This window comes from Halorubrum sp. SD690R (assembly GCF_005435035.1).
Classification (GTDB): domain Archaea; phylum Halobacteriota; class Halobacteria; order Halobacteriales; family Haloferacaceae; genus Halorubrum; species Halorubrum ezzemoulense.
The window spans coordinates 1-24,850 of sequence record NZ_SGTV01000023.1 but is presented as its reverse complement, the minus strand read 5'-3'; the positions used below and the strand labels follow the sequence as shown (position 1 = coordinate 24,850).

Here is a 24,850-nt window from a genome sequence, read left to right as displayed (position 1 = left end):
CGCCCCCGGAGCGGGGAACCCGAAGACATCCGGGTCGGCACCTCACTGAAGCCGCTTCGTCGTCTCCACGAGGGGGTGGCGCGCGTAGTCGACGATCTCGATGTCGTCAACGACGCGGAGGCCCTCCTTCTCGGCGGTCTTCGCCATCCCCAGGTCGACCGGCGTTCGCGGCACGATCACGTACGCGTCCATCGACTCGATGCCCGCTTCACGGGCGGCCATGGCCCGGTGATGCCCGTCGGCGAGGTAGAGCGTCCCGTCGTTGTCGATGACGACGAGCGGCTCCGCGAGCCCGTGTTCGAGCTCGTACTGCCGGCCCTCAAGCTCGTCGGCGTACACGCGGGCCTGCGTCGGCGTCAGGTCCGCGATCGCCACCTCGCGGCGCTCCTCGTCGAGGTCGACGCCGTGGATCTGCGAGAGGGTGCGCATCAGCTTCCCGACCTTGCCGGGCGTCGCGCGCTCGATCTGCGAGCGGACCACGTCCGTGTTCGAGATGATCCCGACGAGGTTGTCCGCGTCGTCGACGACCGGGAGCCGCTGGATCCCCGAGCGCAAGATCACGCGGGCGGCGTCGGTCACCTTCATATCGGGGTGCGCGACGATCAGGTCCTCCGTCATCACCGTGAACACGGGTGCGTCGTCCTCGGCGAGCAGCAGGTCCCCCGCCGCGACGAACCCCTCGACGGTGCGGCCCTGCGTGACGGGGAACCCGTTGTGCCCGTCGCTGTCGGCCATGCGGCGCGCGACGGTTGCCACCGTCTCGTCCGGGCTGACCGTCTCCACCTCCCGGGTCATGTACTCGCCGACCGTCGGTTTCCCGCTCATCGTCCGCCGTACACGCTCGCGGAATAAAAGAGGGCGGGGGTGACGGCGTCCCGAGCGACTATCACTCTTCGCTCGACCGGCACTCGCCGTTCGGCCGTCCCTCCCCGCCCGATCGTCTCTCTGCCCGCCCGGCACTACCAGCCCGACCGTCACTCGCCGTCCGGCCGCCACGTCACCGTCTCGTCGGGGTTCCCGGCCGGGCGCTCGACTCGGGTCCCGAGCCGCCCGTCCTCGTCGACGGTAATCGTGACGCGGCGCACGTTGCGCTCGTACAGCCGATACCGACCCCTCTCGGCGTCGACCGCGACGTGTTCCGTCACCAGGTCCATGTCCTCGAGCGTGTCCAAGCGCCGGTACACCGTCGACATCGGGATGTCGCACTCCTCGACGAGCTCGGCGACCGAGGTTGGTTCGTCGAGCTCCGACAGGATCGTCCGGTTCGTTTCCTCGCTCAGCGCGTCGAGGAGCCGCCGGACGGAGCCGGACTCGCCCCGCTTCGACCCGGCGTCACTCATCGCCACCGACCGGCGATGCGGGTTCGCTTCGCCGGTCTCCGCCCCGGCCTCCTGTGCGCTTCGCCCTCCGCTCGGCGTGAGAACCGCTCATTACCGACGTTTGCGCGCACAGCGGCTAATGTAACCGTTTGGCGCAGGACAACGACCGGTCTCGACGGCCGAGAGCGGCGGCTAGCCCCGATTCGAAGGCAGTACCCAGCCGCCGCCGAGACAACAGCGGGCCGTCGTCGGGAGTAGCTAGCCGCCGTCGGGCTCGCCCACTTCGATCGGGACGCCGATCATGTTCCCCCACTCGGTCCAGGAGCCGTCGTAGTGCCGCACGTGTTCGTAGCCGAGCAGCTCCTCGAGGACGAACCACGTCACCGACGACCGCTCCCCGATCCGGCAGTAGACGATGATGTCGTCCTCGGGGGTGATCCCCCGAGACTCGTACACGGCCGCCAGCTCCTCGGGCGACTTGAACAGGCCGTTGGGCCGGACGTTCTCCGCCCAGAACACGTTCGTCGCCCCGGGGATGTGGCCGCCCCGCATCGCGCCCTCGTTGCTGCCGGGGGGCTTCGTGATCTCCCCCCGGAACTCCTCGGGCAGGCGCACGTCGACGAACTTCGTGTCCGTGTCGAGCGCCGCCCGCACGTCCGTGCGCGCGGCCCGCACCGCCGGTCTGGCCGGCGCGTCGGGCGCGTCGCCGTACGCTACGGCTGGCGGGTCGACCGGGTCCGTCGTGGTCGGGTAGTCGTGTTCCGTCCAGTACTCTCGGCCGCCGTCCATGATCCGGACGTCCGGGTGGCCGTAGTAGGCGAGCTGCCAGTACAGGTGGGCCGCGAACCAGTTCCGGTTGTCGCCGTAGATGACGACGGTCGTCTCCTCGGTGATCCCGCTCGATTCGAGGAAGGCGGTCATCTCTTCCGGAGAGAGGATGTCGTGTACCTCCGTCGACCGGAGTTCGGTGCGCCAGTCGACGCCGACGGCGCCGGGCGCGTGCCCCTCCTCGTAGAACGAGGCGTTGACGTCGACCTCGAGCAGGCGCAGGTCGGGATCGGCGGCGTCGAACCGGTCGAGGCGGGCGTCGACCCAGTCGGGGCTGACGAGCACATCCGTCGGGTACCGCCCCGCTAGCGACGCGCTTGTGGGCTTCCGCTGATCGTCGTCGGGTGGGGTTTCTGCGGTCATGACTGTTGGTCGGCGAACCGTTTCGCCAGCTCCGCGGTCGCGCGTCGAAGCCGGTACGACACCGTCGAGCGCGGCTCGTCGAGCTCCGCCGCGAGCTCGTCGAGCGTCACGTCTCGCGGCGTCTCGAAGTACCCGCGTTCGACGGCGAGCAACAGGGTCTCGCGCTGTTCGGCCGGCACGTCGGGCCGGGAGAGCAGCTCGCTCTCCCAGTGGTCGACCTCGGTCAGGTGTTCGAAGGAGAACGACAGCCCGTCGCCGAGCTTCGCGGACAGCGTGTCGTACAACATTCCGATCTTCGAGTCGTCCTGGACCAGCACGCGCCAGCGGACCGTGTCGCCGGACAGCGTCTGCTCGAAGAGGACGCCCCCGTCGACGTACTTCGCCGTGATGAGCGGGACGGACTCGCAGTAGTCCACGTCAGAGACGTACGTGTACGCCACCCGCCGCCGCTGCTCTTCGGTCAACAGGCTCGTCGCGCGGGCCGAGCGACACGCCCGGCCGCTGATCGACTCGCGGTCGACCGACTCGTCTAAGAGCAGCTCGTCCACGGCGTCGAGGTCGGCTGCGTCGCCGGTCACCGACTCGAGCTTCCACAGCTCTGTGGGGTCCAGACACGAGTAGGTCGCCTCCGACTGGAGGGAGCCGCGGTCGATGAACAGGTCGACGTACTCGTCGGCGCCGGGCTCGTACGTTATCTCGAAGCTGAAGTCGTACATCTGGCGGTGACTGGTCCGGTCGTGCGGTCTCGGTTCGCGGCGGTGACGGTGACCTCGCCGGCGTCGGGCCGCGTCCCGGCGGGAAGTTGTCCCTCGACAACGCGTGTGATATGGGCCCGACGCACTTACGTTGTCTCGTATGGAGCTTTCGCCCTCGGGTCGCGAGACGCCGACCGCGCTCCGGAGCCGTCTCCTCATCCCGGCCCTCCTCGCGCTCGCCGCCGGGATCGGGGGATTCGCCCTCGGACTGACCCACGACGACACCGTCACCGCGCTGGGCGCGCTGCTCTTCCTCCCGAGCGCCGCGCTGCTGTTCGGCATCGTCGCCAAGCGCCACGGCGTTGGTCCGTTCAGGCGGTCGAGCCGTCGGTCGGACTGACGCTCGGCGCGGCGCGCTCCGGTCACGTCGCCTCTCGCATGCGGGCGGCGACGAGCCGGTCGACGTTGAACATGAACACGGCGACCGCGGCGAGGACCGTCGCGAAGTAGACGACGAGCTGCGGCGGGCCGGACGCGGCGCCGCCCGCGACCGCCCCGCCGAACCCGACGACGAGGAGCTCCGCCCACGTGATGAACACGCGCGAGAGCAGCAGCGTTCCGACCGACGACCGCCGGGTCGGCGCGTGCGCCTCCGAGCCGTCGCTCATCTCAGTACGCCTCCTCGGCCGTGATCGGGCCGCTGAACGCCGAGTACAGGACGGCGAAGTACACGGCGACCAGCGGTAACAGCAGGGCCGCGCCGATCGACATGAGGTTCAGCGGCAGCGTCGAGACGACGGCCTCCCCGACCGTCGCCCCGGTCGCCGGGTCGATGCGCGGGTACATGAGGACCGCGACGACCGCGGTCAGCCCGTACGTCAGTCCCGCGGCCGCCGCGAGCGCGGCGAGGTCCGCCCCGCGTCGAAGCGCGACGCCGTAGCCGACGCCGAGCCCGACGGAGGCGGTGACCAGCGCGAGCACCGGGGGCGATAGCAGCGCGTCGACGCCGGCGGGGAGCCGAGTCGCCAGGGCGCCGAGGGTCGCGACGACCGCGAAGAGGTACGCCGCGACGGCCCCGACGCCGATCTCAGTCACCGTCTCGGGGAGCGCGTCTCGGGCCTTCAGGCGGAGGAACGCGGCGCCGGAAACGACGGTCAGCGCCGTGACGGCGACCCCGGTGACGACGCCGACGAGCGTGAGCGACCGGGGGCTCCCGGCGAGCCAGTTCCCCGCGAACGCGCCGAGGAGGAACGGCGCGAGGACGCTGCCGGCGACGAACGACCGCCCCCACCACCGCTGCCACCGCGCGTCGTGGCGCTGTTCGTACATCTCCGGCGCCAGTCCCCGGAGGATGAGGGCGCCGAGGATGCCGAACATCAACAGATAGTGTCTGCTGAACAGCCCCGCGTACACCGACGGGAAGGCGGCGAACAGCGCGCCGCCGAAGACGACGAGCCACACCTCGTTCCCGTCCCAGAACGGCCCGATCGCCGACAGCACCGCCTCGCGCGCCTCGTCTTCGCGAAGCGTCGCGAAGATCGCGCCGGCGCCGAAGTCGAAGCCGTCGAGGAACAGGAACGTTCCGAGGATCGCGAACACGAGCGCGAACCACAGCTCCGGGAGCGGCAGGCCGAGCAGCGGGCCCGCCGCGAGCGCGTCGACGGCGCTAGTCATCGCCGGGCACCTCCCCCGGCGCGGCGTCGCGCTCGGCCGCGGACCGCAGCTCGCGCACGCTCGGGGGCCCATCACGGATCACCCGCGCGACGACGTACGTGTACAGCGCGAGGATGCCGGCGTAGACGCCGACGAACCCGGCGAGCGTGATCATCGCTTCCGTCCCGGTGAGACCGGGAGAGACCCCCTCGCTCGTCTTCAACACGCCCTGGATCACCCAGGGCTGACGGCCGACCTCGGTGACGACCCACCCGAGTTCGACCGCGACGATGCCGAGCAGGCTGGACGCCATCAGCGCCTTGTGGAGCAGCCCGTCCTCGAACAGCTCGCCCGTGTACCACCGGTAGCCGCCCCAGAACGCGAGCAGGATGAACCAGAAGCCCATCCCGACCATCGCGCGGAACGACCAGAACACGACGGCGACCGGCGGCGCCTCCGTCTCGAACGTGTTCAGTCCGCGGATCTCCGCGGTCGCGTCGCCCCCGCTGGCGAGCCACGACGCCCCGCCCGGGATGCCGAGACCGAACAGCTCCTTCGCGCGGGGGTCCGTGAACTGGCTCAGGTCCGTCGGGATCGCGAAGATGTACTCTGGGACGTACGCCTCGGTGTCCCAGACCGCCTCCATGGCGGCGAACTTCTGCGGCTGCGTCTCGTAGACGTGCCGCGCGTACAGGTCGCCCTGAAGCACCTGTAGCGGGGCCGTGATCAGCAGCGCGACCAGCGCGATCTTGAGCGTCTTCTGCCAGAAGGCGATGTTCTCCGTCTGGTGTCCCCAGACGTGGTGTCGGTAGACGAAGTACGCGGAGACGCCCGCCATGAACAGCGCCACCGACTCGACGGCGGCGTTTTGCATGTGGACGTACATGTAGCCGAACCGGGGGGTCAGGTACGCCGCGAGCGGGTCGACGAGGTGGACCACCTCCTGCCCGTTCTCGGTCACGAGCTCGTAGCCGCGCGGCATCTGCATCCACGAGTTCGCGATGAGGATCCAGACGGCGGACAGCCACGTCCCGACGCCGACGGCGAGGCTGGACACCAGGTACAACCGGTCGGAGACGCGCTCGCGACCGAACACGAAGACGCCGAGGAACGTCGCCTCCAGCATGAACGCCATCATCCCCTCGACGGCGAGCGGGCCGCCGAACAGCTCGCCGGCGGTCGTCGAGAACGCCGCGAAGTTGGTCCCGAACTCGAACTCTAAGACGATCCCGGTGACCGTCCCGACGACGAACGAGACGGCGAATATCTTCGTCCAGAAGCGACGCAGCTGTTCGTACACCGGGTCGCCGCCCCGCACGTCCTTCCAGGTGAAGTATATCAGGAACGGGGCCAGTCCCATGCTCATCACCGGGAAGATGATGTGGACGATCGTCGTCAGGGCGAACTGGAATCGGCTTGCGAGTACTGGATCGATCATGTCGTGGTGGGTCCGGGTTGGAAGGTTCACTCCGGCGCGCGACGCGGCGGTCTCCTCGCGTAACACTGCGCATTCCTCGTCCATAATCCCGGAGTTGGCACAGGACAACCGGCCGCGGAGCGCCCGCCGCCGCCCTCTCGGCGGCGACGCGGCGGCTCGCCCGCTGGCCCGACGTTGTCCTGCGCCAAGCCATCGTTTTGGGTGGCGAGGCGACTGCGTTCACGCATGGAAACACGGCACGCCGTGCTGGCGCTCGTCGCGCTCGTCACGCTGGTGATGACCGTCAGAGCGGTCGTCGCCGGCCTCGACGGCGACTTCGGGACGGTCGGCCGGCAGGTCGGGGTCGGCGGGATCGTCCTCGTGTTCGGCGTGGCGCTGTACCGGAACTGGGAGTCGGTCGGCTGACCCGGACGCCCGCTCCGCGACGGCCCGGCCGAGCGTCCGGCGCGAGCGACGGGGGCTTCTCAGAGCGCCCGACCGCGACCCGCGCCGTCTCGCACCGGCGTTCGTCAGGACTCGCTCGCGGGGTCGTCCCCGGAGGAGTCCCGGTCGCGACGGGGCTCGCCGGCGAGTCGCTCCGCGAGCCGTCGGCGGAGTCGCTCGAAGGGCGACGAACACGCGCCGCACTCGGCGCAGGAGACGCCCGAACATGACGCGGGCGCGCCGCAGCGCGGACACGAGAGCCCGTTCGCCGGATCGAACTCGTACTCGCAGCGGGGACAGATCACGCGATCACCTCCAAGGCGGCCGCGACGCCGCCGCCGACGGCGAACGCCGTGACCCAAGAGCCGGCCCACACGAGGAGCGCGCTCCGCGCGTCGCGCTCCCTGAGGATCATCGCCATCGTGAGGATACACGGGACGAACAGCGTGACAACGACCAGTCCGACGAAGGTCTGTGACGCCGACAGCGTCAGGCCCGTCATCCCCGCGGCGGCGAAGTCGCGGCGGATCAGTCCCAACACGAGCACCTCGCCGAACGACGCGGGTAAGCCCAGCGCCGCGGTCAGCGGCCGGAGCGCGCCGACTATCGCGTCGAGCGCGCCGAGGTACTCGAGCGTCGACACCGCCGCCGCGGTGACCCCGAACAGCGGGGCCGCCTCCCCGAGGAACGCGGCGGTCCGGTTCGCCGTCTTCCGGGCGACGTTCGTCGGGCGGGGGAGGCGTAGCCGCGGGAGCTGCTCGATCAGCGCGTCCTGTCGGCCGGGGAGCGTCCGGTCGAGAACGACGCCGGCGGCCCCGAGGACCCCGAGTAACACCGCCACGTAGCCGCCCCACCAGACGACCCCGAGTTCCGCGAGCAACCCCGCGACGACGCCGATCTGCGCCGAGCAGGGGATCGCGAGGCCCAGCAGCGCCGTCGTGATGAGCCGCTCCCGGCGCGACCCGACCATTCGGGTGGAGACGACCGCCATCGTCACGCATCCCACGCCGACGATCAGCGGGACGACCGCGCGGCCGTTGAGCCCGATCCTGTCGAGCCCTCTGTCCGTCACCACGGCGAGTCGCGGCAGGACGCCGGCGTCTTCGAGCGTCCCGATCACGAGGTAGAACGCGACCACGAGCGGGAGCAGGACCCCGAGGGTGTACCGAACGGTGACCGTCAGCAGCCCTAGGTTATCGTTGACGAGCAGGAACTCGACGGGCGCGGCCCACCCCCGCGCCGGGAGCAGATCCGCGACGGCCGCCTCGACCGCCGGCGTGTAGTATCGCCCGAAGACCACGGTCTCCGCGTAGCCGACGACGCGCTGCGCGACGAGCACCCCCATGACGTAGAACACCGCGAGGAGGAGCGCGAGCGCGATCGGGATCCCCGTCACCGGCCGCAGCAACAGGTCTCCGAGCCGTCCCCCGCGACTCCGTCCGGGAGCGGGACCCCGTTCGACCGCCTCGACGACCGACCGGACGCGCGTCCGGCGCTCGCGATACACCGCCTCCCGCTCTCCGAGGCCGGCGAGCGGCGCGTCGCCCCCGTCGGCCGCGAGGCCGCCGGCACCGACGCGGCGAGCCGTCGGTTCGTCGCCCTCGACGAGGAGTGTCTTCTCCGCCCGCCCGGCCTCGATCCCGTCGGGGAGCGCGTCGTAGTACGCGTCGACGGGCGTCGACTCGGGGGCGGTCGCTTCCGGGAGCCGATCGCGCAACTCGTCGACGCCGGCGCCGGTGACGGCGACGGTCGGGACGACGGGGACGCCGAGGGTCGCCTCCAGCGCGCCGACGTCGATCTCGACGCCGTCGGCCTCGACCTCGTCCATCATATTCAGCGCGACGACGGTCGGCACGCCCATGTCCAACAGCTGTAGCGTCACGAACAGGTCACGGTCGAGCCGCGTGGCGTCGACAACGTTCACGACCGCGTCCGCCTCCAAGACGACCGCCCTCGTGGCCCGCTCCTCCTCGGAGAACGACGATATCCCGTGGACCCCGGGCGTGTCGATCAGGCGGGTCGACCCGAGGGTCGCCGCGGTCGTCTCGACCGTGGTGCCGGGGTAGTTCGAGACGTCGGCGTACTCGGCCGTGAGCCGTCCGAACAGCACGCTCTTGCCCGCGTTGGGCGCGCCGACCAGCGCCGCGGACGCCTCGGCGTCGCCGGATGTGGGCCCGCGGTCCGCGTCCCCGCTCGCCGTCATCGCGGTGCGTCGTCGGGGGCCGCTCGCTCGACGGTTATCTCCCGGGCCAGCGACCGCCCGAGCGCCACCTCCGTCCCGCGACGCCTGACGACGACCGGACCGTTGCGGATCCGGCGGCGACACTCGACGCGGCCGTCCAGCAGGCCGAGTCGCAGTAACCGAGCGCGGCGCTCGCCGTCCGGCACGTCGACCAGTTCCACCCACTCGCCCGACGGGATGTCGGCCAGCGCGACCACCATTTAGGCCTACCTAAAACGACGGGCGTGTTGTGCGGCACGGCACATTATGGAGTCTTATATAAACCGCTCTGGACCCGCGGGCCCGGACCCGACCGCCGCTTTCGCGCTTCGCGCGCGTCAGCGGTCGGACCGGTCAGGCCGGCTGCGAGTCCAGCTTCTTGTAATCGATGTAGTCCGCTCCGCGGAGCTCCTCGAGCAGGTTGATGGCCGCTCGGGCTCCCTCTCCGACGGAGGTCGCGATCTGTTGGTGGCCGCCGGTAACGTCGCCCGCGGCGTACACCCGGTCCACCGGCGTCGACTGCGCCTCGTCGGTGACGATGTCGTCTCCCTCGACGGGGACGCCGAGCATCTCCGCGAGGTCGGTGCCGCCGGCGGTGCCCAGCGCGACGAACAGCCCGTCGACCGGGATCTCGTCGCCCTCTCGGGTGACGACGGCTTCGAGGACCTCCTCGCCGGCGAGTCGATCGAGGTCGTCGGTGACCACCGGGATCCCCGCGTCGGCGACCCGGTCCCGCAAGCCGTCGTCCGCCTCGAACGCCGACCCGTTGGTGAGGATCCGGACGTCGTCGGTGTAGTCGAGCAGCATCAGCGCCTCGGTCGCGGCGTAGTTGTCGTCGCCGACGACAGCGACGGGGCTGTCGCGGTAAAAGTACGCGTCGCATTCGACGCAGTAGGAGACGCCGTGGCCCTCGTACGCCTCGACGCCCGCGATGGCCGGCCGTTCGTAGTCCGCGCCCGTCGCGATGATAACCCCGTCGACGACGTACTCGTCGACGGTCGTCTCGACGCGGTACCGGTCGCCGTCCGGCTCGATCCGAACAACCTCCTCCTCGACAATCTCGGCGCCGTACTTCCGCGCGTGCTCTCGCCCCAGATCGACGAGCTCCGGGCCCGTGACCCCGTCCGGGAACCCGTAGACGTTCTCCATCGTGTCCACGTCACGGGTGGTCCCGCCCCCGTCGTCGAACACGAGCGTTCGCCTGTCCGCCCGAGCGGTGTAGATGGCGGCGTTCAGTCCGGTCGGTCCCCCGCCGACGATCGCGATCCCTGACATCTGTATTGCGTAGTATGTACTATACTAACTTATTAATTCCGCCCGCTGATTCACTCGGAGTGGTCGGCGTCCCCTCCGAGATATCGACTGAAACGCGCTTCTGTGGCTATAGTCGGGTTGAAATCGTATCGATCGCCGCGAAATACGTCTTGTCCCCGTCGGTGAATCGTTTGTTTGGCGCATTAGTATTGTGTACATTTTACAAAATACTGGCGGCGGAGACAACCTCGCTCGATAAGCGACCGAGACCGGACTCGGCGGGCGGCACTCGAACCGCGGGCGAAGACCGCGGTGCGGCGGCTCGCCGGAACGAAAGCGAGGACAGAAGAAATCGGACCGCGGGGCGCGGAGCCGCCTACTGCGGGCTCGGGTTGGACGGGCCGGAGACGTTGCCGTCCTTCAGCGCGGATCCCGTGATCGACTTCAGCCGGGAGACGAGCGAATCCTTCTCGGCCTCGCCCTCGAGGGCGATGTCGAGGACCTCGCTGATGTGCGAGACCGGGATGACCTCGATCATCTCCTCGTACTCGTCTTCGATCATCACGTCCTGCTCGTTGGCTGCGGGGATGATCACTCGGTCGCAGCCGGCCTTCGCGGCCGCCTCGATCTTGTGGGTGACCCCGCCGACGGGGAGCACGTCGCCGCGGACCGACAGCGAGCCGGTCATCGCGAGGCTCTGGTCCACGCCGACGTTCTCCAGCGCGGAGATGACAGCGGTCGCGACCGTGATGGACGCGGAGTCGCCGTCGACCCCCTGCTGGCCCGTCTGGATGAACTGGATGTGGATGTCCTTCTCCGAGATGTTCTCGTCGGAGAACTTTTTGATGATCGCCGAGACGTTCTGGACCGACTCCTCGGCCATCTCCTTGAGCTGGCCGGTGGCGATCACCTGCCCGCCGCCCTGGGTCGGCGTCACCTCGGCCATCACCGGGAGCATGATCCCGGAGTCTTCGCCCATCACCGCGAGGCCGTTGACGCGGCCGGCGACGTAGCCGTCGGAGACCTGGAGCTCGTAGTCCTTGCGGCGCTCGATGTAGTCGTCGGCGAGCTGCTGCTCGATGGAGCGCGAGCGCCCCTTCGCCTGAAGGACGTGTTCGCGGGTGGTCATCTCGGCGTCCTCGCCCCGGGCGATGTCGCCCGCGACGCGGACCATCCCGCCGAGGTTCCGCATCTTCAGCGTGAGGTGGCCCTTGCGGCCGGAACGGCGCTTGGCCTCGAGGATGATCTCCTCGACGGCCTCCGCCGAGAACTCGGGCAGGCGGCCGTCCTTCGCGACCTCCTGGGCGATGAACCGGACGTACTTCCGGCGCATCTCCGGGGTGTCCTCGATGGTGTCCTCCATGTACACCTCGTAACCGTACCCCTTGATCCGGGAGCGCAGCGCCGGGTGCATGTTCTCCATCGCGTCGAGGTTCCCGGCCGCGATCATGACGAAGTCGGTCGGGACGGGCTCGGTCTGGACCATCGCGCCCGAGGAGCGCTCAGACTGGCCCGTGATCGAGAACTCGCCCTCCTGGATCGCCGTCATGAGGTGCTGCTGGCTGCGGATGTCGAGCGTGTTGATCTCGTCGATGAACAGCACACCCTTGTTCGCCTTGTGGATGGCGCCCGCCTCGACGCGGTCGTGGCTGGGCGTCTCCATCCCGCCGGACTGGAACGGGTCGTGTCGCACGTCGCCGAGCAGCGCGCCGGCGTGCGCGCCGGTCGCGTCGCGGAACGGCGCGGTCTTCGTGTCGCCGTTGTTCACCAGCAGGTTCGGGATCATCGCATCCGAACCGCGGTTGAGGTAGCGGAAGACGAGGTACACCACGCCGGCCGCGATGATGCCGACGAGGATCTGGCCGACGATGATGAGCGCGTAGCCCAGCACGACGGCGATGATGATCCACATCAGGAGCGACCGCATCTGGTTGCGCTTGCGCGCCTCCTCGCGGTGCGCCTCGACGATCTGGTCGCCCTTACCGGCCGGCACCGTCCGGACCTTCGGCTTGTTGCCGTCCTCGGGGTTGTGGTACACCAGCACGTCCTGAAGCTCCTCTTTGGGGAGGAGCTCGGACATCGCCTTCGCGAGCATCGACTTCCCCGTCCCGGGGGAGCCGATCATCATCACGTGGCGCCGCTGCTTCGCCGCCTTGATGATCACGTCCCGGGCGTGTTCCTGCCCGATGACCTGGTCGACGAGCCGGTCCGGGATCTCCAGTTCGGCCGTCGTGTCTATCTTGAGCCCGCCGAGGAGGTCGTCCTCGTCGGGGTCCTCTTCGATCTCGGCGCCCTCGACCTCGACGGTGCTGCCGAGCTCGTCGATCCCGCCGTCGTCGGCCGGATCGGCGGCGTCGCCGTTCCGACCCTCGTCGAACCCGTCGTCGTCCACGATGACCCCGTCGTCCCAGGGGTCGTCGTCGGAGTCCGCGGCCGGGTCTTCGTCGACGCCGGACTCGTTCGCCGGGCCGTCGTCGGGCTCGGGGTCGCCGGGCGTGGCGTCCTCGCCGTTCCCCGCCGGACTCGAGTCGTCGACGCCGCCGTGGGGCGGTTCGTCGGGGTCGTCGGCCGTCGGGTCGTTCGTGTCCTTCTCGTTGCTCATAGAATCGGGTGTCGCTATCGAAAAGGACGGGTCGGTTACTGATATACTTTCTCCCCCCGGAGGGGTAGCCCCGGGGGCAGTAAACACCGCTTTCAAGCCGTATATCGACCGATCACGCCCCGCGAGCGTTCCCACGGGGTTTATAAATGACGCCGACGGTACGTAGACTCATGCGGGGGTTCTACATCGGCCGGTATCAGCCGTTCCACCACGGCCACCGGCACATGGTGGAAGAGATCGCGGCGGAGGTCGACGAGCTCGTCTTGGGGATCGGCTCCGCCGGCGACTCTCACACCACGCGGAACCCATTCACCGCCGGCGAGCGCGTGATGATGGTGACGAAGGCGGTCGAGGAGCTCGACGCCACCACCTACGTCGTCCCGATCGAGGACCTCGACCGGAACTCCGTGTGGGTGAGCCACGTCCAGAGCATGACCCCGCGCTTCGACGTGGCCTACTCGAACAACCCGCTCGTGGTCCGCCTGTTCGAGGAGGCGGGCGTCGAGGTGCGCCAGTCGCCGATGTTCCGCCGCGACGTGCTGGAGGGGACCGAACTCCGCGAGCGCATGATCCGCGGCCGGGAGTGGGCCGACCTCGTCCCCGACCCCGTCGTCGACGTGATCCGCGAAGTCGACGGCGTCGAGCGCATCCGCCGGATCGCGGAGACGGACTCGAACGGCGGCGAGCCGTCCGACCTGTAGCGCGGCGATCCGTGTAAAGAGGGCTGATCGCCTCGGACCGCCGATCGCGGACCGACCGCCGATCGCTTCGAAGCCTCGGCGCCGACTCCGACGCTCCGGCCGCCTGCTCGTGGACAGATACGGAGACCGGCGACGACGACGCCCGTTCCATTTAACCCCGCGCCGCACGCGGGTTCCGGTATGATCACGCTCACCTCGGACTTTGGGTCGCCGTACCCCGCCGCGATGAAGGGAGTGATTCGCCGGCACACTGACGCCGAGCTGATCGATGTTGCGCACGATCTGCCGCGCGGGGACCCCCGGGCCGCCGCGTTCTGGCTCCGGTTCGTCCTCCCGGAGTTCCCGCCGGCGGTCCACTGCGCCGTCGTCGACCCCGGCGTCGGCACCGACCGGGACGCCCTCGTCGTCCGGGCCGGCGCGCACGTCATCGTCGCGCCCGACAACGGGCTCGCGATGCCGCCGGCCCGCGCGCTGGCGGCCGACGAGTCGGATGTCGAGGTCTGGTCCATCGCGGTCGACGACCCCGCGAGCGAGACGTTCCACGGCCGCGACGTGTTCGCGCCGACCGCGGCCCGCGTCCGGACGGCGCTCGACGACGAACTGACGGCGTCGGACGGGGAGCCCGCGGTCGACGCGGTCGCCGAAGCGCTCGCGGGGATCGATGACCTCGCGCCCGCGAACGACCCCGTGGACGTCCACTTTCCCGAGCCGTCGGTCGAACGCGACGCGGGCGAGGCCGAGAAGGACACCGACGCCGAGGACGGCACCGACAGCGAGGACGGTACCGACGACGAGGCCGACACCGGCGACGTGGTCGCCGTTGACGGCGAAGTGCTCGCGATCGACCGGTTCGGCAACGTGATCACCAACGTCCCCGGCGAGCTTGTCCGCGGCCGGGACTGGGTCCGCGTGAACGGCGACCTCACGCCGGTCGCGGAGACGTTCGGCGCCGTCGACCCCGGCGAGCGCCTCGTCACGGTCGGGAGCCACGGCTACGCGGAGTGTGACGTGAACGACGGCCGGGGCGACGGCGCGTTCGACCTCCGACCGGGCGACGCGGTCCGGTTCGTTCCCGACAGCGTCAGCCTCTGAGTCCGAAAAACCGGTTACAGCTCGACGCCGGAGGGAATCAGGCTCTCGCTGCGGAGCAGGTTCCCCTCCTGGTCGTACACGAGGAAGGTGTCCTTGTCGTAGGCGACGAGGCGCTCGCCGTCGACGTCGATCTCGACGCGGTACCGCGCGTCGCCGTCGTCGGTCGCGTCGCGCGCGGCGTGGATGAACGGGAGTACGTCCGTCGCCGTCTCGTTGAGTTCGAGGATGAAGTCGCCCGTGTATCGGTTGGTGACGCCGACGACGCCCTCCGGCTCGTCCGCCTCGTCCAGCGGCTCGCGGAGCCGGAAGGCGACGTCGATCTGGTCGGCCGCGAGCAGGTCGTCGTCCGTCTCGACGATGATGTCCTCGCTTTCGCCCCCCGAGAGTCGCTCGCGGAGGAGATCCTCCGGACCGTGGAAGTCGATCCGCACCAGCGGGGGCGACTGGGAGCCGGCGTCGTTTCCGACGCCCTCGACGGTCAACTCGAAGTAGTCACGCCGCATTTCCTATCGGATGCTTTGCGGTCCGGCCGTATCAACGTAACGGGCGGAGCGGCGGCGCGGAACCGACGATGCTCGGGCGTCCGCGCCGGGACCGGATCGGCACTCGGTCGGGACCGCGGCGGCGGACCTCGATGTCGGTCCTGATAATCGTCGGGGGTAGTTTAACTTCCCCCCGCCTCTAGGGCACCGTATCCATGGCGAGCGAGGCCGGCGAGAGCGACCTCGGCGACCGGATCGAGGCCCTCCAGCGGCGGCTCTCCCGGACGTGGGAGCTGCTTCAGGGGTCGACGCTCGACGTCCGGCCGTTTCGCCCGGGCGAGGACGGCCCGCTCGCGTCGTTCGTCGTTCCGGAAGACGAGACCGAAGTCGACCGGTACTGGGTGAACGCGCCGTACGCGTACGTCGTGATCACCTACGACGACGCCGAGAGCGAACACCGCTACTACGCGGTCGAGCCCGAGCTCGACGCGTTCGAGCGCGAGCTCCTCGACCGCGTCGTCGACGACATCCGCGATCCGCTCCTCTACCGCGAGGGGAGCGGCAAGACCGACGAGGAGACGCTCAGGACCGAACTCGAGACGCTGCTGGAGGGGTACGGCGTCGAGGCCGAGATGGACACGTTCCACGCGCTGGTGTACTACCTCTACCGCGACTTCCGCGGCTTCGGGAAGGTCGACCCCCTGCTGAACGACCGCCACATCGAGGACGTCTCCTGTGACGGCTACGACCTCCCGATCTTCGTCTACCACGACGAGTACACCGACATCGAGACGAACGTCTCCTTCGGACAGGAGGCGCTCGACAGCTACGTGATCCGGCTCGCGCAGCAGTCCGGCCGCCACGTCTCGGTCGGCGACCCCATCGTCGAGACGACGCTCCCCGACGGCTCACGCGCGGAGCTGGCGCTCGGCGAGGAGGTGACCCCGCGCGGCTCGGCGTTCACGATCCGCCAGTACGCCGAGGACCCGTTCACCCCCGTCGACCTCGTGGAGTACGGCACGTTCTCCGTCGAGCAGATGGCGTACTTCTGGCTCTGTATCGAGCACAACAAGAGCCTCATCTTCGCGGGCGGCACCGCGTCCGGGAAGACCACCTCGATGAACGCGGTGTCGATGTTCGTCCCGCCGCGGGCGAAGGTGCTCACCATCGAGGACACCCGCGAGCTCTCGCTGTACCACGACAACTGGCTCTCGGCGGTCACCCGCGAGCGCCGGTACGAGGGGACCGACATCGATATGTACGACCTCTTGCGGTCGGCGCTGCGCCACCGCCCCGAGTACATCGTCGTCGGCGAGGTGCGCGGCGAGGAGGCGATCACGCTCTTCCAGGCGATGAACACCGGTCACACCACGTTCTCGACGATGCACGCCGACTCGATCGAGACCGTGATCAACCGGCTGGAGAACGAGCCGATCAACGTGCCGCGCGCGATGGTTCAGTCGCTCGACATGCTGTCGGTCCAGACGCTCACCCGCGCCGACGACGAGCGCGTCCGCCGCGCGAAGACGATCGGCGAGATCGGCGGTATCGACCAGCGCACCGGGGAGCTCGACTACTCCTCGGCGTTCGAGTGGCGGCCGGACTCCGACACGTTCCGGCGCAACGACTCGTCGCTGCTGGAGGAGATCGCCGACGAGCGCGGCTGGTCCCGGTCGGAGCTGCTCCGCGAGGTCCGGCGCCGCGAGCGATTCCTCGAACTCCTCTCCGCGCTCGGCATCGACGACTACCGCACGTTCACCGCCCTCGTCAACGAGTACTACGCCGACGCCGACCGCGTGATGGAGAAGCTCGACGAGCGCGCCGCCGCGGCCGACGGCGTCGACCCCGACGAGTTCGCGGCCGAAGACGCCTCGCCGGGCGGCGGCACCGACCGCGGCCCCGACGCCTCCGACGGCGACGGCGCGCGCGCCGGAGACGCGGGATCCGACGCCACGGACCGATGATCGAGTACCTCCCCCTCGTCGCCGCGGTCGCGGTCTGTCTCGCGCTCGCGCTGCCGCTCGTCGACGACCGGGCCGACCTGTTCGTCACCCGCGTCGCCCTGTCGGCGTTCGGCGACTACGTCGGCGAGAACGAGGCGCGGCGGCAGGCTCAGCGCGACCGAATGCGCGCGGCCCACGTCGCCGGCACGACGCACCGCGTGTACGCCTCGCGGACCCTGTTGTACGCCGCGGTCCTCGGGGTCGCCGGCAGCGTCATCGGCGTGTACGCGGCCGGCGCGCTGCTCGCCGCGCTCGACGTCGGCGAGGCCGCGATCCGCGCGGCGCTCCCGGCGTCGGTCGAGTTCGTCGCGGTCGTCGCGCGGCTCGCCGACCTCGGGCTCGGTCGGCTGTTCGTCCTGCTCGCGGTCGTCTCCGCGACGGTCGGCTCCGGCCTCGCGCTCGGCGCCTACCTCGCTCGGTGGCAGTTGCTCGACCAGCGCGCCGCCGCGCGGGCGGCGGAGATCGACGCCACGCTGCCGCGGACGGTCGCGTTCATGTACGCGCTCTCGCGCTCCGGGATGGCGTTTCCCCGGGTGATGGACACGCTCGCGGAGAACGAGGAGGTGTACGGCGAGGCCGCCGCCGAGCTGTCGGTCGCGGTCCGCGACATGAACGCCTTCGGAACCGACGCGCTCACCGCGCTCCAGCGCATCTCCCGGCGGACGCCGAGCGACGACCTGGCCGACTTCTCGGAGAACCTCGCGTCCGTCCTCGGCACCGGGCAGTCGGTGTCGGAGTTCCTCAACGACCAGTACGAGCGCTATCAGGCGGAGGCGGAGGCGAAACAGGAGCAGTACCTCGAACTGCTCTCGACGTTCGCCGAGGCGTACGTGACGGCGCTGGTCGCGGGCCCGCTGTTTTTCATCACCATCCTCGTCGTCATCGGGCTCGTCTTACAGGACACCCTCCCGCTCCTCCGCGTCGTCGTCTACCTCGGCGTGCCGCTCGCCACCTTCGGCTTCGTCGTCTACGTCGACAGCGTGACGCAGGGCGTCGGCGGCACCGAGACCGTCGCGGAGTCGTCGCTCGCGGACCCGGACACCCCCTCGGTCACGGGCGTGCGCCACGCCACGGACGAGCCCGGCGACCGGGGCGACTCGCCGCGGTTCGACGGGGGAGCGGCCGCCGAGAGCGGCGCGGGCGGTTCCGGGGCGGACGGCGCCGGCGCGGGCGGTACCGGAGCGGACCGCTGGGCGGCGAGCCGGGAGCGGCTCCGCGTGTACGACCGCCTCCGGAGCGTGCGGCGGCTGGTCGCGTCGCCGGTCGAGACGGTGCTCGCCTCGCCGCGAACGGTGCTCCTCGCCGTCGTCCCGGCCGCGGTCGTCGGGCTGCTCGTCTTCGCGTTCCCGGTCACGCTCGGGACGCCCATGGAGATGATCGACCAGGTCGACGGCCCGCTCGTCGTCGCGACCGCCCTCGTCCTCGCGGCGTACGCGGTCGCCTACGAGTTCGGCAAGCGCCGCGTCCGCCGCGTCGAGTCCGCGGTGCCGGACTTCCTCGACCGGCTCGCCAGCGTCAACGAGGCGGGCACCGACGTGGTCGGCAGCGTCCGCCGCGTCGCCGACTCGAACCTGGAAGCCCTGACGGAGGACCTCCGCCGGACGCGCCGAGACATCGACTGGGGGGCGGACGTCTCCACGGCGCTACGCCGGCTGGAGCGACGGGTCCGGTCGCCGATGACCTCCCGGGCGGTCGCGCTCGTCACCAACGCGATTCAGGCGAGCGGGGACGTGGGTCCCGTCCTCCGGATCGCGGCCGACGAATCGCGCGCGACGTGGGCGCTCCGGCGCGAACGCCGACAAGTGATGTTAACGTATCTCATCGTCATCTACATCTCCTTCCTCGTCTTCCTCGGGATCATCGCGGCGCTGTCGGTGTCGTTCATCCCGGCCATCGAGGCGGCGGGCGTCCCGGGGACGGGCGGCGGACTCCCCGACACCGGGAGCGGGGTCTCCGGCGGACCCGGCGGGATCACGGACGGGATCGGCGACATCGACGTGGCGGTCTACGAGCAGCTGTTCTTCCACGCCGCGTCGATCCAGGCGGTCTGCTCCGGGCTCGTCGCCGGACAGCTCGGAGAGGGGTCGGTCCGCGACGGCGTGAAACACGTCGTGGTGTTGCTCGCGCTCACGCTCGTCGCGTTCGCCGCGATCGGGGCGGTGTGAGGCGTCCGGTCGACATATCCCCGTCGCGGCCGAGAAGCCGGTATGGACCCGCAGCCGACCGGCGATCCGCAGTCGACGTACGACCGCATCGCGACCCACTTCTCGAAGACGCGGCAGTACGCGTGGCCCGAGGTGGAGTCGTTCTTAGAGGGTCGGTCGGGGGGGCTCGCGCTCGACGTCGGCTGCGGCAACGGCCGCCACACGGAGGCGCTCGCGGCGCGCACCGAGACCGCGGTCGGCCTCGACCTCAGCCGCGGGCTGCTCGCCGAGGCGACGGCCCGCGCCCGCGACCGGGGGTTCGCCGACGCGACCGCGTTCGTCCACGGCGACGCGACGGCGCTCCCGGTCCGCGACGGCGCGGTCGACCTCGCCGTCTACGTCGCCACGCTCCACCACCTCTCGCCGCGGAGCGCCCGCGTCGAGAGCCTGAACGAGCTGGCGCGCGTCCTCGCGCCCGGCGGCGTCGCGCTCGTCAGCGCGTGGAGCACGGCCCACGAGCGGTTCGACCGCGACGAGGGGTTCGACACGACCGTCGACTGGACGCTGCCGGGCGGCGAGACGGTGCCTCGGTACTATCACATCTACTCGCCCGCGGAGTTCGAGACGGATCTCGGCGAGAGCGCTCTCGAAACGCGTCGAACGGAGCTATCCAGCGGGAACTGTTACGCGGAAGTCGAGCCGGAACGCCCCTGATTATCACAGACAATATCGACGGGGGTGGATTAAAGGGTCCCTGCCGACCGCCTGCTGGTAATGGCCGACACCTTCCTCGAACGGATCCTGCGTCGGGTCGCGCCCGACGCGGTGGCCCGGAGTTACCTCGCGAAGTTCCTCGTCGCCCTCGTCGTCGTCGTCCTCGCGATCGGCGCCGTCGGGGCTGTCACGTACGCGGAGACGACCGAGCAGCTCGAATCGAGCGCCCAGAGCGACTACACGGCCGTCGCGGAGCTGAGCGCCACCGAAGCCGGCAGCTGGACCGCCGACCGGCGCGGGACCGTCGCGGAGGCCGCTGACAACGACATCTACAGCGAGGACTCGGCCGCCGTCGCGGCGTATCTCTCCTCGCATCTGTCTCGGGCGAGCGACGGCGTGCTTGCGTTCCACTACATCGACCCCGAGGACGGCGCGGTACTCGCGTCGACCAACGAGGCGGGCGGGAACGGTGACCGAGCGGAGACGCTCACGAGCCAGCAGTGGTTCGACGACGGGCTCCTGCTCGGCGACACCGTCACCACGACGGCGACGTACGAGGTCGACGGCGAGCGCCGGGTCGCCTACGTGGCCGGGACGCCGAAACGAAAATACGTGGTCATGGAGGTCTCGCTCGGGTCGCTCGTCGGCGACTTCCGGCAACCGACGGACGGCGCGTTCACGTCGATCGTCGAGACCGACGGCGAGATCGGCGCGAGCGATCGCGACGGCGTCGCGGGCGAGCGGTACGACGAACCGGTCCGGTCGCAGCTCTTCGACCGACAGAACCCGATCGGGTCCGTCCCGTCGGCGACGCTCGAACTCGCCGACGGCGAGCGGTACTTCGTCGCCTACGCCCCGGTCCCCACCGAGGCCTGGTACGTCGCGGTCCACGTCCCCCTCTCAGAGGCGTACGCGCTCTCGGGGATGATCGGGCGGAACCTGCTCCTCATCGTCGGCGTCGCGGTCGTCGGGCTCGGGCTCATCGGCGTGACGCTCGGCCGGGGGACCGTCGTCGAGCTGAACCAGCTCCGGGCCCGGGCGTCAGCGCTGGCCGACGGCGACCTCGACGTCGACTTCGACACGGCGCGGCGCGACGAGTTCGGCGACCTCGCCGGGGCGTTCGCGACCATGCGCGACTCCCTGCGCGAGCAGATCGAGTCGGCGGAGACGCAGCGCGAGCGCGCCGAGGCGGCGAAGGCGGAGAGCGAGGCGTTCGCCGACCGCCTGGAGTCGCGGGCGGGCGACTTCGGCGAGACATTGGCCTCCTGCGCCGACGGCGACCTCACGGCTCGGCTCGACGCAGAGCCGGACGACCCCGAGGCGCTCCGCGCGATCGCCGCGGAGTTCAACGACGCGATGGACGAGCTGGAGGCCGCGATCGCGGAGGTCGACGCGTTCGCGGTCGAAGTGGCCGACCGGAGCGACGCGGTCACCGACGGCACCGACGAGGCCGCGGCCGCCGGCCGGGAGACGAGCGACGCGGTCGACGAGATATCGGCCGGGGCGGAGCGGCAGAGCCGTCAGCTGGCCGAGGTCGCCGGCGAGATGGAGGACATGTCGGCGACCGTCGAGGAGGTCGCCGCCTCCGCGGACGAGGTCGCGACCACCTCCCGGCAGGCCGACGCGCTCACCGAGGAGGGGCGCGAGGCGGCCGCCGACGCCGTCGACGAGCTCCACGCGATCGAGTCCCGCTCGGAGTCCGCCGCGGAGACGGTCGAGCGGCTCGAGGCCGAGATGGCGGAGGTCGACGCGATCGTCGAGACGATCTCGGAGATCGCCGACCAGACGAACCTGCTCGCGCTCAACGCCTCGATCGAGGCCGCCCGCGCGGGCGAGGCCGGCTCCGGCTTCGCGGTCGTGGCCGAGGAGGTCAAGTCGCTCGCCGAGGAGACCCAGGCGTCCGCCGCGGAGGTGGAGTCGCTGATCGAGAGCCTCCGCGAGCGTACCGACGAGAGCGTCGACGAGATGGCCGCGATCCGCGAGGGCGTCGACGACGGGGTCGACGTCGTGGAGGACGCGGAGGACGCGCTCGCCGAGGTCGCCGACCGCGTGAGCGAGGCCGACGACGGCGTTCAGGAGATCTCCGGCGCGATGGACGCGCAGGCGCAGTCGGTCAACGAGGTGACCGGCGCGGTCGACGACCTTGCGGGCGTGAGCGAACAGACCACCGCCGAGGCGACCACCGTCGCCTCTGCCGCCGAGGAGCAGGCCGCCACGCTCGGCGAGGTGTCCGAACAGGCGCACGACCTCCACGAGCGCGCCAGCGACCTGCGGGAGATGACAGAGGGCTTCGAGGTCGACGCCGAGGCCGGGGACGACGTTGTCGGGGGCGCGAACGGCGATTCGGTCGGCGAACCCGCCGCCGGCAGATCGGGCGAGACGGGCGAGACGGCGTTCACGTTCGGCGCGGACGAGGAGCCGTCCGACGCCGCCCCCGCCAGCACCGACGGCGGCACCGCTCACGGAACTGGAGAGCCAGGCGAGCCGCACGTCGACGACTCGGCGTAGCCGGAGACGGCTCTCAGCGAACGTTAGAACGAAGGAAAGTGGTCGTCGTCGCCCGCGGCGACGAGCACTGCCGGTGACGTCGCGGCCGGGTGCCTCGCTTCTCAGTCAGCCATCGTCTCGTGGCTGACGCCCCGGTCCTCGGGGAGCGGCGCCACGAACCGGTAGGCCGCGTACAGCCCGAGCACCACGAGGCCGGCCAGCACGAAGCCGGTCCGGATCTCCGGGCTGATCAGCGGCATCGCGGTCACCTCGCCCGCCTCGTTCGTTATCGGGGCCGGGGCGAACGGTTTGCCGGTGAACGTCTCGACTAGTCCGAGGACCACGATGCCGAACAGCATCAGTCCCGCGCTCAACGCCCGTGCCGCCTTGTCAATGGTGTCTGTCATAGTGAATCACCTCTTAACCGAGCAGGTACCGCAGCTTGGGGTTCTGCTTGACGAGCGCCGTCTGTTCGAGGAGCGCGTCGAGCCCGTAGTACCGACCGGCCGCGAGCACGATCACGGTCATGAACAGGAACAGGCCCATCAGGTCGCTGTTGACGACGCCGTGACCGAAGCCGGCGTTCCCGATCCAGAACAGGACCATGAAGATGACCCCGCCGAACGCGGCCAAGCGGGTGAACGCCCCCGCGATCAGCGCGAGACCGATGAGCGTCTCGAACAGCGGCACGCCGGGTTCGATGAGCCACGCGAGGTTGTTCCCCATCCAGACGGGGATGCCGCCCAGCGCGGTGCCGGTCATGCCCTTCATGTACGACGGCCCGTAGGTGAACGCGAACCCGTTCTCGATGATCTTGGTGACCCCGGCGTGGAAGAACCACCACCCGGTCACGACGCGCAGGAACGCGATCCAGTAGGTCGCCCACGGTCCCTCTAGGGCGAACTCGACCTCGCCGACCAGCGGATTGCTCGATTGGTATGACATCGGTGTCACCTCACAGATGTACGTTGGGTTTGTACACACATATGTACCGTACAGGGTTCTAAGCGGCTGAAAAGCGTTCTAGAGCGCTGGGACACGTCCGCAGTATCGTGGCTCTTTAAGTATACATACCCGGATCGGCGCCGGGAATCGCGTTCGAGCCCCGTCAGAACACGGAACGCTTATGAAAGTCGTTCCGCCTACGTGTAGATGCGTCATCGACCGACGCGAGCGCCGGTGGTCTAGTGGTAGGACCTGAGCCTTCCAAGCTCATGGCCCGGGTTCAAATCCCGGCCGGCGCATTAGGCGCTCTCCCAAGTGCCTGCGCAACTTTCCAATTCTAATACCCATGGAAATTTAAGAGAAAAATCAGACCTAACTACAATATTCAAGATGGTTCACTTGGAGAAGACTGTTTGAAACATTATGCCAGCTCAAAGGATTTATATTGAAACTGATATTTGTGATTTCTTTCTGGTTTTTCAGGACTGAATACACAGGACTTGGTGAAATGACTGAATAAATAGCGAGAACTACATTCAGGATAGACTGATACTTACTGAGTTTGGAGTCACAGAATCCAGCAGTCCGACTAATTGCTTCATTTTTGAATCTTCTCTCTCTTTTTTGACCTGTCCTATTGCTTGGTCAAACCGGAGCGAGATCTCCTCTTTCTTTCTCCCAATCATCTCCCGAGATTGCTCCCACTCTTCCTTTGTGTACGCAGGTTTTCCCATAGAAGCTGCTAATGCTGGATCATTTTGAATTGCCTTTCCGGGGTTATGCTCTGCTACTAAGCGATGTGCCCGGTTCTCAAATCGGGATTTTCTTGACTTGATCTGTGATACGGTCAAGTCACTAAGATTTTCTACGGTATACTCCTCCTCCCAGAGTTCAAACTCTTTTTCCATAGCCTCTGAGGGTAGTTTCGGATCATTCTCATCCCGAACGTGACGCTGAATATCTATTTCCATAATTGATGATAATTCCGGAGAAATAAAATTATCACGGAGCTTGTAACCTTACAACGCGCTGTTATACGGCCCATAGGAAGTCAGCAGCTCGCTTCTTAGTGATCAGTACCATTCGTCTTTAGCTAAGACTCACACCTCGGTTGTGTAGCGGTAGCGAGCGTCTCCTGTAAGATCGGTCGTTGCTGGTGAATCTTCTGGGCGTCCTCGATCAGCTGCTCCAGCAACGGCGGTGGCGAGTAACCGAGATACTCACCGAGTTCATGGAGGATGAGCTGGGCGTGCGACCGGAAGGTCGCCGCCCAGCGTTCCGGTGGAAACACGATCTCGTCATCGGCCTGCTCGGTGACCAGATCCAACAGCTCACGACTCATACTGTCAGCTAAATATGCTTTAGGTTAGAGTGTGATTAGCAAGTATGTCCACGCTTGACGCCGCCACTCTTGACGACCTCCGCGACGCTCTCGCGGAGGTCGAAGATAAAAAGCCGACACAGCGGCTAATGGCGGTGATCAACT

24 protein-coding genes, 1 tRNA gene and 1 pseudogene are annotated in these 24,850 nt (G+C 68.9%); 9 read left to right on the top strand and 17 right to left on the bottom strand.

All coding sequences use genetic code 11. The features are described 5' to 3' along the window. Positions 1-42: 42 nt before the first annotated feature. The 4 genes from EXE41_RS13470 to EXE41_RS13455 all read right to left on the bottom strand — a co-directional run bounded on the left by EXE41_RS13470 (position 43) and on the right by EXE41_RS13455 (position 3,226). Positions 43-825, bottom strand: coding sequence for a CBS domain-containing protein (locus EXE41_RS13470; RefSeq protein WP_049932802.1), 783 nt, complete (start codon positions 823-825; stop codon positions 43-45). A 149-nt stretch (positions 826-974) separates the two neighbouring features. Further along, a complete protein-coding gene (locus EXE41_RS13465) occupies positions 975-1,340 on the bottom strand; it encodes a helix-turn-helix domain-containing protein (protein WP_086216388.1) in 366 nt (121 codons plus the stop codon). Positions 1,341-1,577: 237 nt separating this feature from the next. Further along, a complete protein-coding gene (locus tag EXE41_RS13460) occupies positions 1,578-2,510 on the bottom strand; it encodes a sulfurtransferase (RefSeq protein WP_137691282.1) in 933 nt (310 codons plus the stop codon). Beyond that, complete coding sequence (locus EXE41_RS13455; RefSeq protein ID WP_049932800.1) at positions 2,507-3,226, bottom strand: helix-turn-helix domain-containing protein; 720 nt, start codon at positions 3,224-3,226, stop codon at positions 2,507-2,509. Before EXE41_RS13455 ends, EXE41_RS13460 begins: the two co-directional genes overlap by 4 nt. A 139-nt stretch (positions 3,227-3,365) precedes the next feature. On the opposite strand from EXE41_RS13455, the gene EXE41_RS13450 reads away from it, so the two are divergent. Then, the gene (locus EXE41_RS13450) at positions 3,366-3,605 is read left to right on the top strand and encodes a hypothetical protein (protein ID WP_049932799.1); all 240 of its coding nucleotides are present in this window, start codon (positions 3,366-3,368) and stop codon (positions 3,603-3,605) included. A gap of 22 nt (positions 3,606-3,627) precedes the next feature. On the opposite strand, the gene EXE41_RS13445 is transcribed toward EXE41_RS13450, so the two are convergent. The 3 genes from EXE41_RS13445 to EXE41_RS13435 are packed head-to-tail and all read right to left on the bottom strand — an operon-like array spanning position 3,628 to position 6,296. Then, positions 3,628-3,873, bottom strand: coding sequence for a hypothetical protein (locus tag EXE41_RS13445; protein WP_086219167.1), 246 nt, complete (start codon positions 3,871-3,873; stop codon positions 3,628-3,630). Position 3,874: 1 nt separating this feature from the next. Next, positions 3,875-4,879 (bottom strand): cytochrome d ubiquinol oxidase subunit II, encoded by a 1,005-nt coding sequence (locus tag EXE41_RS13440; protein ID WP_137691281.1) that lies wholly within the window; start codon positions 4,877-4,879, stop codon positions 3,875-3,877. After that, positions 4,872-6,296 (bottom strand): cytochrome ubiquinol oxidase subunit I, encoded by a 1,425-nt coding sequence (locus EXE41_RS13435; RefSeq protein WP_137691301.1) that lies wholly within the window; start codon positions 6,294-6,296, stop codon positions 4,872-4,874. The genes EXE41_RS13440 and EXE41_RS13435 overlap by 8 nt, the downstream gene beginning before the upstream one ends. Before the next feature lie 225 nt (positions 6,297-6,521). Between EXE41_RS13435 and EXE41_RS13430 the strand changes: the two genes are divergently transcribed. Continuing rightward, the gene (locus tag EXE41_RS13430; RefSeq protein WP_137691280.1) at positions 6,522-6,701 is read left to right on the top strand and encodes a hypothetical protein; all 180 of its coding nucleotides are present in this window, start codon (positions 6,522-6,524) and stop codon (positions 6,699-6,701) included. 104 nt (positions 6,702-6,805) lie between these two features. On the opposite strand, the gene EXE41_RS13425 is transcribed toward EXE41_RS13430, so the two are convergent. The 5 genes from EXE41_RS13425 to lonB all read right to left on the bottom strand — a co-directional run bounded on the left by EXE41_RS13425 (position 6,806) and on the right by lonB (position 12,796). Next, positions 6,806-7,024, bottom strand: coding sequence for a hypothetical protein (locus EXE41_RS13425; RefSeq protein WP_086216393.1), 219 nt, complete (start codon positions 7,022-7,024; stop codon positions 6,806-6,808). Beyond that, positions 7,021-8,922, bottom strand: a complete 1,902-nt coding sequence (gene feoB / locus EXE41_RS13420) for a ferrous iron transport protein B (protein WP_137691279.1) — start codon at positions 8,920-8,922, stop codon at positions 7,021-7,023. Before feoB ends, EXE41_RS13425 begins: the two co-directional genes overlap by 4 nt. Next, entirely contained in the window at positions 8,919-9,161 is a 243-nt protein-coding gene (locus EXE41_RS13415; protein ID WP_094520927.1) for a FeoA domain-containing protein, read from the bottom strand. Before EXE41_RS13415 ends, feoB begins: the two co-directional genes overlap by 4 nt. A gap of 133 nt (positions 9,162-9,294) precedes the next feature. Then, a complete protein-coding gene (locus EXE41_RS13410; protein WP_094520928.1) occupies positions 9,295-10,215 on the bottom strand; it encodes an NAD(P)/FAD-dependent oxidoreductase in 921 nt (306 codons plus the stop codon). A gap of 355 nt (positions 10,216-10,570) precedes the next feature. Next, positions 10,571-12,796, bottom strand: a complete 2,226-nt coding sequence (gene lonB, locus EXE41_RS13405; RefSeq protein WP_049932787.1) for an ATP-dependent protease LonB — start codon at positions 12,794-12,796, stop codon at positions 10,571-10,573. Between the two features lie 170 nt (positions 12,797-12,966). On the opposite strand from lonB, the gene EXE41_RS13400 reads away from it, so the two are divergent. Further along, on the top strand, positions 12,967-13,497 hold the full coding sequence (locus EXE41_RS13400) for a nicotinamide-nucleotide adenylyltransferase (protein ID WP_086216397.1): 531 nt from the start codon (positions 12,967-12,969) through the stop codon (positions 13,495-13,497). A 180-nt stretch (positions 13,498-13,677) separates the two neighbouring features. Continuing rightward, the gene (locus tag EXE41_RS13395; RefSeq protein ID WP_086219172.1) at positions 13,678-14,589 is read left to right on the top strand and encodes an S-adenosyl-l-methionine hydroxide adenosyltransferase family protein; all 912 of its coding nucleotides are present in this window, start codon (positions 13,678-13,680) and stop codon (positions 14,587-14,589) included. A 14-nt stretch (positions 14,590-14,603) separates the two neighbouring features. Here the strand turns inward: EXE41_RS13395 and EXE41_RS13390 are convergent, their stop codons facing one another. Further along, complete coding sequence (locus EXE41_RS13390; protein WP_049932784.1) at positions 14,604-15,092, bottom strand: DUF5793 family protein; 489 nt, start codon at positions 15,090-15,092, stop codon at positions 14,604-14,606. Between the two features lie 194 nt (positions 15,093-15,286). Between EXE41_RS13390 and EXE41_RS13385 the strand changes: the two genes are divergently transcribed. From EXE41_RS13385 to EXE41_RS13370, 4 genes are read left to right on the top strand one after another with little or no spacing between them, the layout of a single operon-like run. Then, entirely contained in the window at positions 15,287-17,035 is a 1,749-nt protein-coding gene (locus EXE41_RS13385; RefSeq protein WP_086219173.1) for a type II/IV secretion system ATPase subunit, read from the top strand. After that, complete coding sequence (locus EXE41_RS13380) at positions 17,032-19,239, top strand: type II secretion system F family protein (protein WP_094552737.1); 2,208 nt, start codon at positions 17,032-17,034, stop codon at positions 19,237-19,239. The genes EXE41_RS13385 and EXE41_RS13380 overlap by 4 nt, the downstream gene beginning before the upstream one ends. Before the next feature lie 42 nt (positions 19,240-19,281). Then, a complete protein-coding gene (locus tag EXE41_RS13375) occupies positions 19,282-19,932 on the top strand; it encodes a class I SAM-dependent methyltransferase (RefSeq protein WP_086216400.1) in 651 nt (216 codons plus the stop codon). 60 nt (positions 19,933-19,992) lie between these two features. Next, entirely contained in the window at positions 19,993-22,440 is a 2,448-nt protein-coding gene (locus EXE41_RS13370) for a methyl-accepting chemotaxis protein (protein ID WP_086216401.1), read from the top strand. 101 nt (positions 22,441-22,541) lie between these two features. Here the strand turns inward: EXE41_RS13370 and EXE41_RS13365 are convergent, their stop codons facing one another. Then, positions 22,542-22,826, bottom strand: a complete 285-nt coding sequence (locus EXE41_RS13365; protein ID WP_049897570.1) for a hypothetical protein — start codon at positions 22,824-22,826, stop codon at positions 22,542-22,544. 13 nt (positions 22,827-22,839) lie between these two features. After that, positions 22,840-23,364, bottom strand: coding sequence for a DoxX family protein (locus tag EXE41_RS13360; protein ID WP_086216402.1), 525 nt, complete (start codon positions 23,362-23,364; stop codon positions 22,840-22,842). 228 nt (positions 23,365-23,592) lie between these two features. Here EXE41_RS13360 and EXE41_RS13355 point away from each other — a divergent pair. Further along, a tRNA-Gly gene (locus EXE41_RS13355) sits at positions 23,593-23,663 on the top strand. 237 nt (positions 23,664-23,900) lie between these two features. Here EXE41_RS13355 and EXE41_RS13350 read toward each other — a convergent pair. Both EXE41_RS13350 and EXE41_RS13345 read right to left on the bottom strand, forming a co-directional pair. Next, positions 23,901-24,335, bottom strand: a complete 435-nt coding sequence (locus EXE41_RS13350; RefSeq protein ID WP_137691278.1) for a hypothetical protein — start codon at positions 24,333-24,335, stop codon at positions 23,901-23,903. 122 nt (positions 24,336-24,457) lie between these two features. Further along, a pseudogene (locus EXE41_RS13345) lies at positions 24,458-24,709 on the bottom strand (IS4 family transposase); the annotation flags it as partial. Positions 24,710-24,850 lie beyond the last annotated feature (141 nt).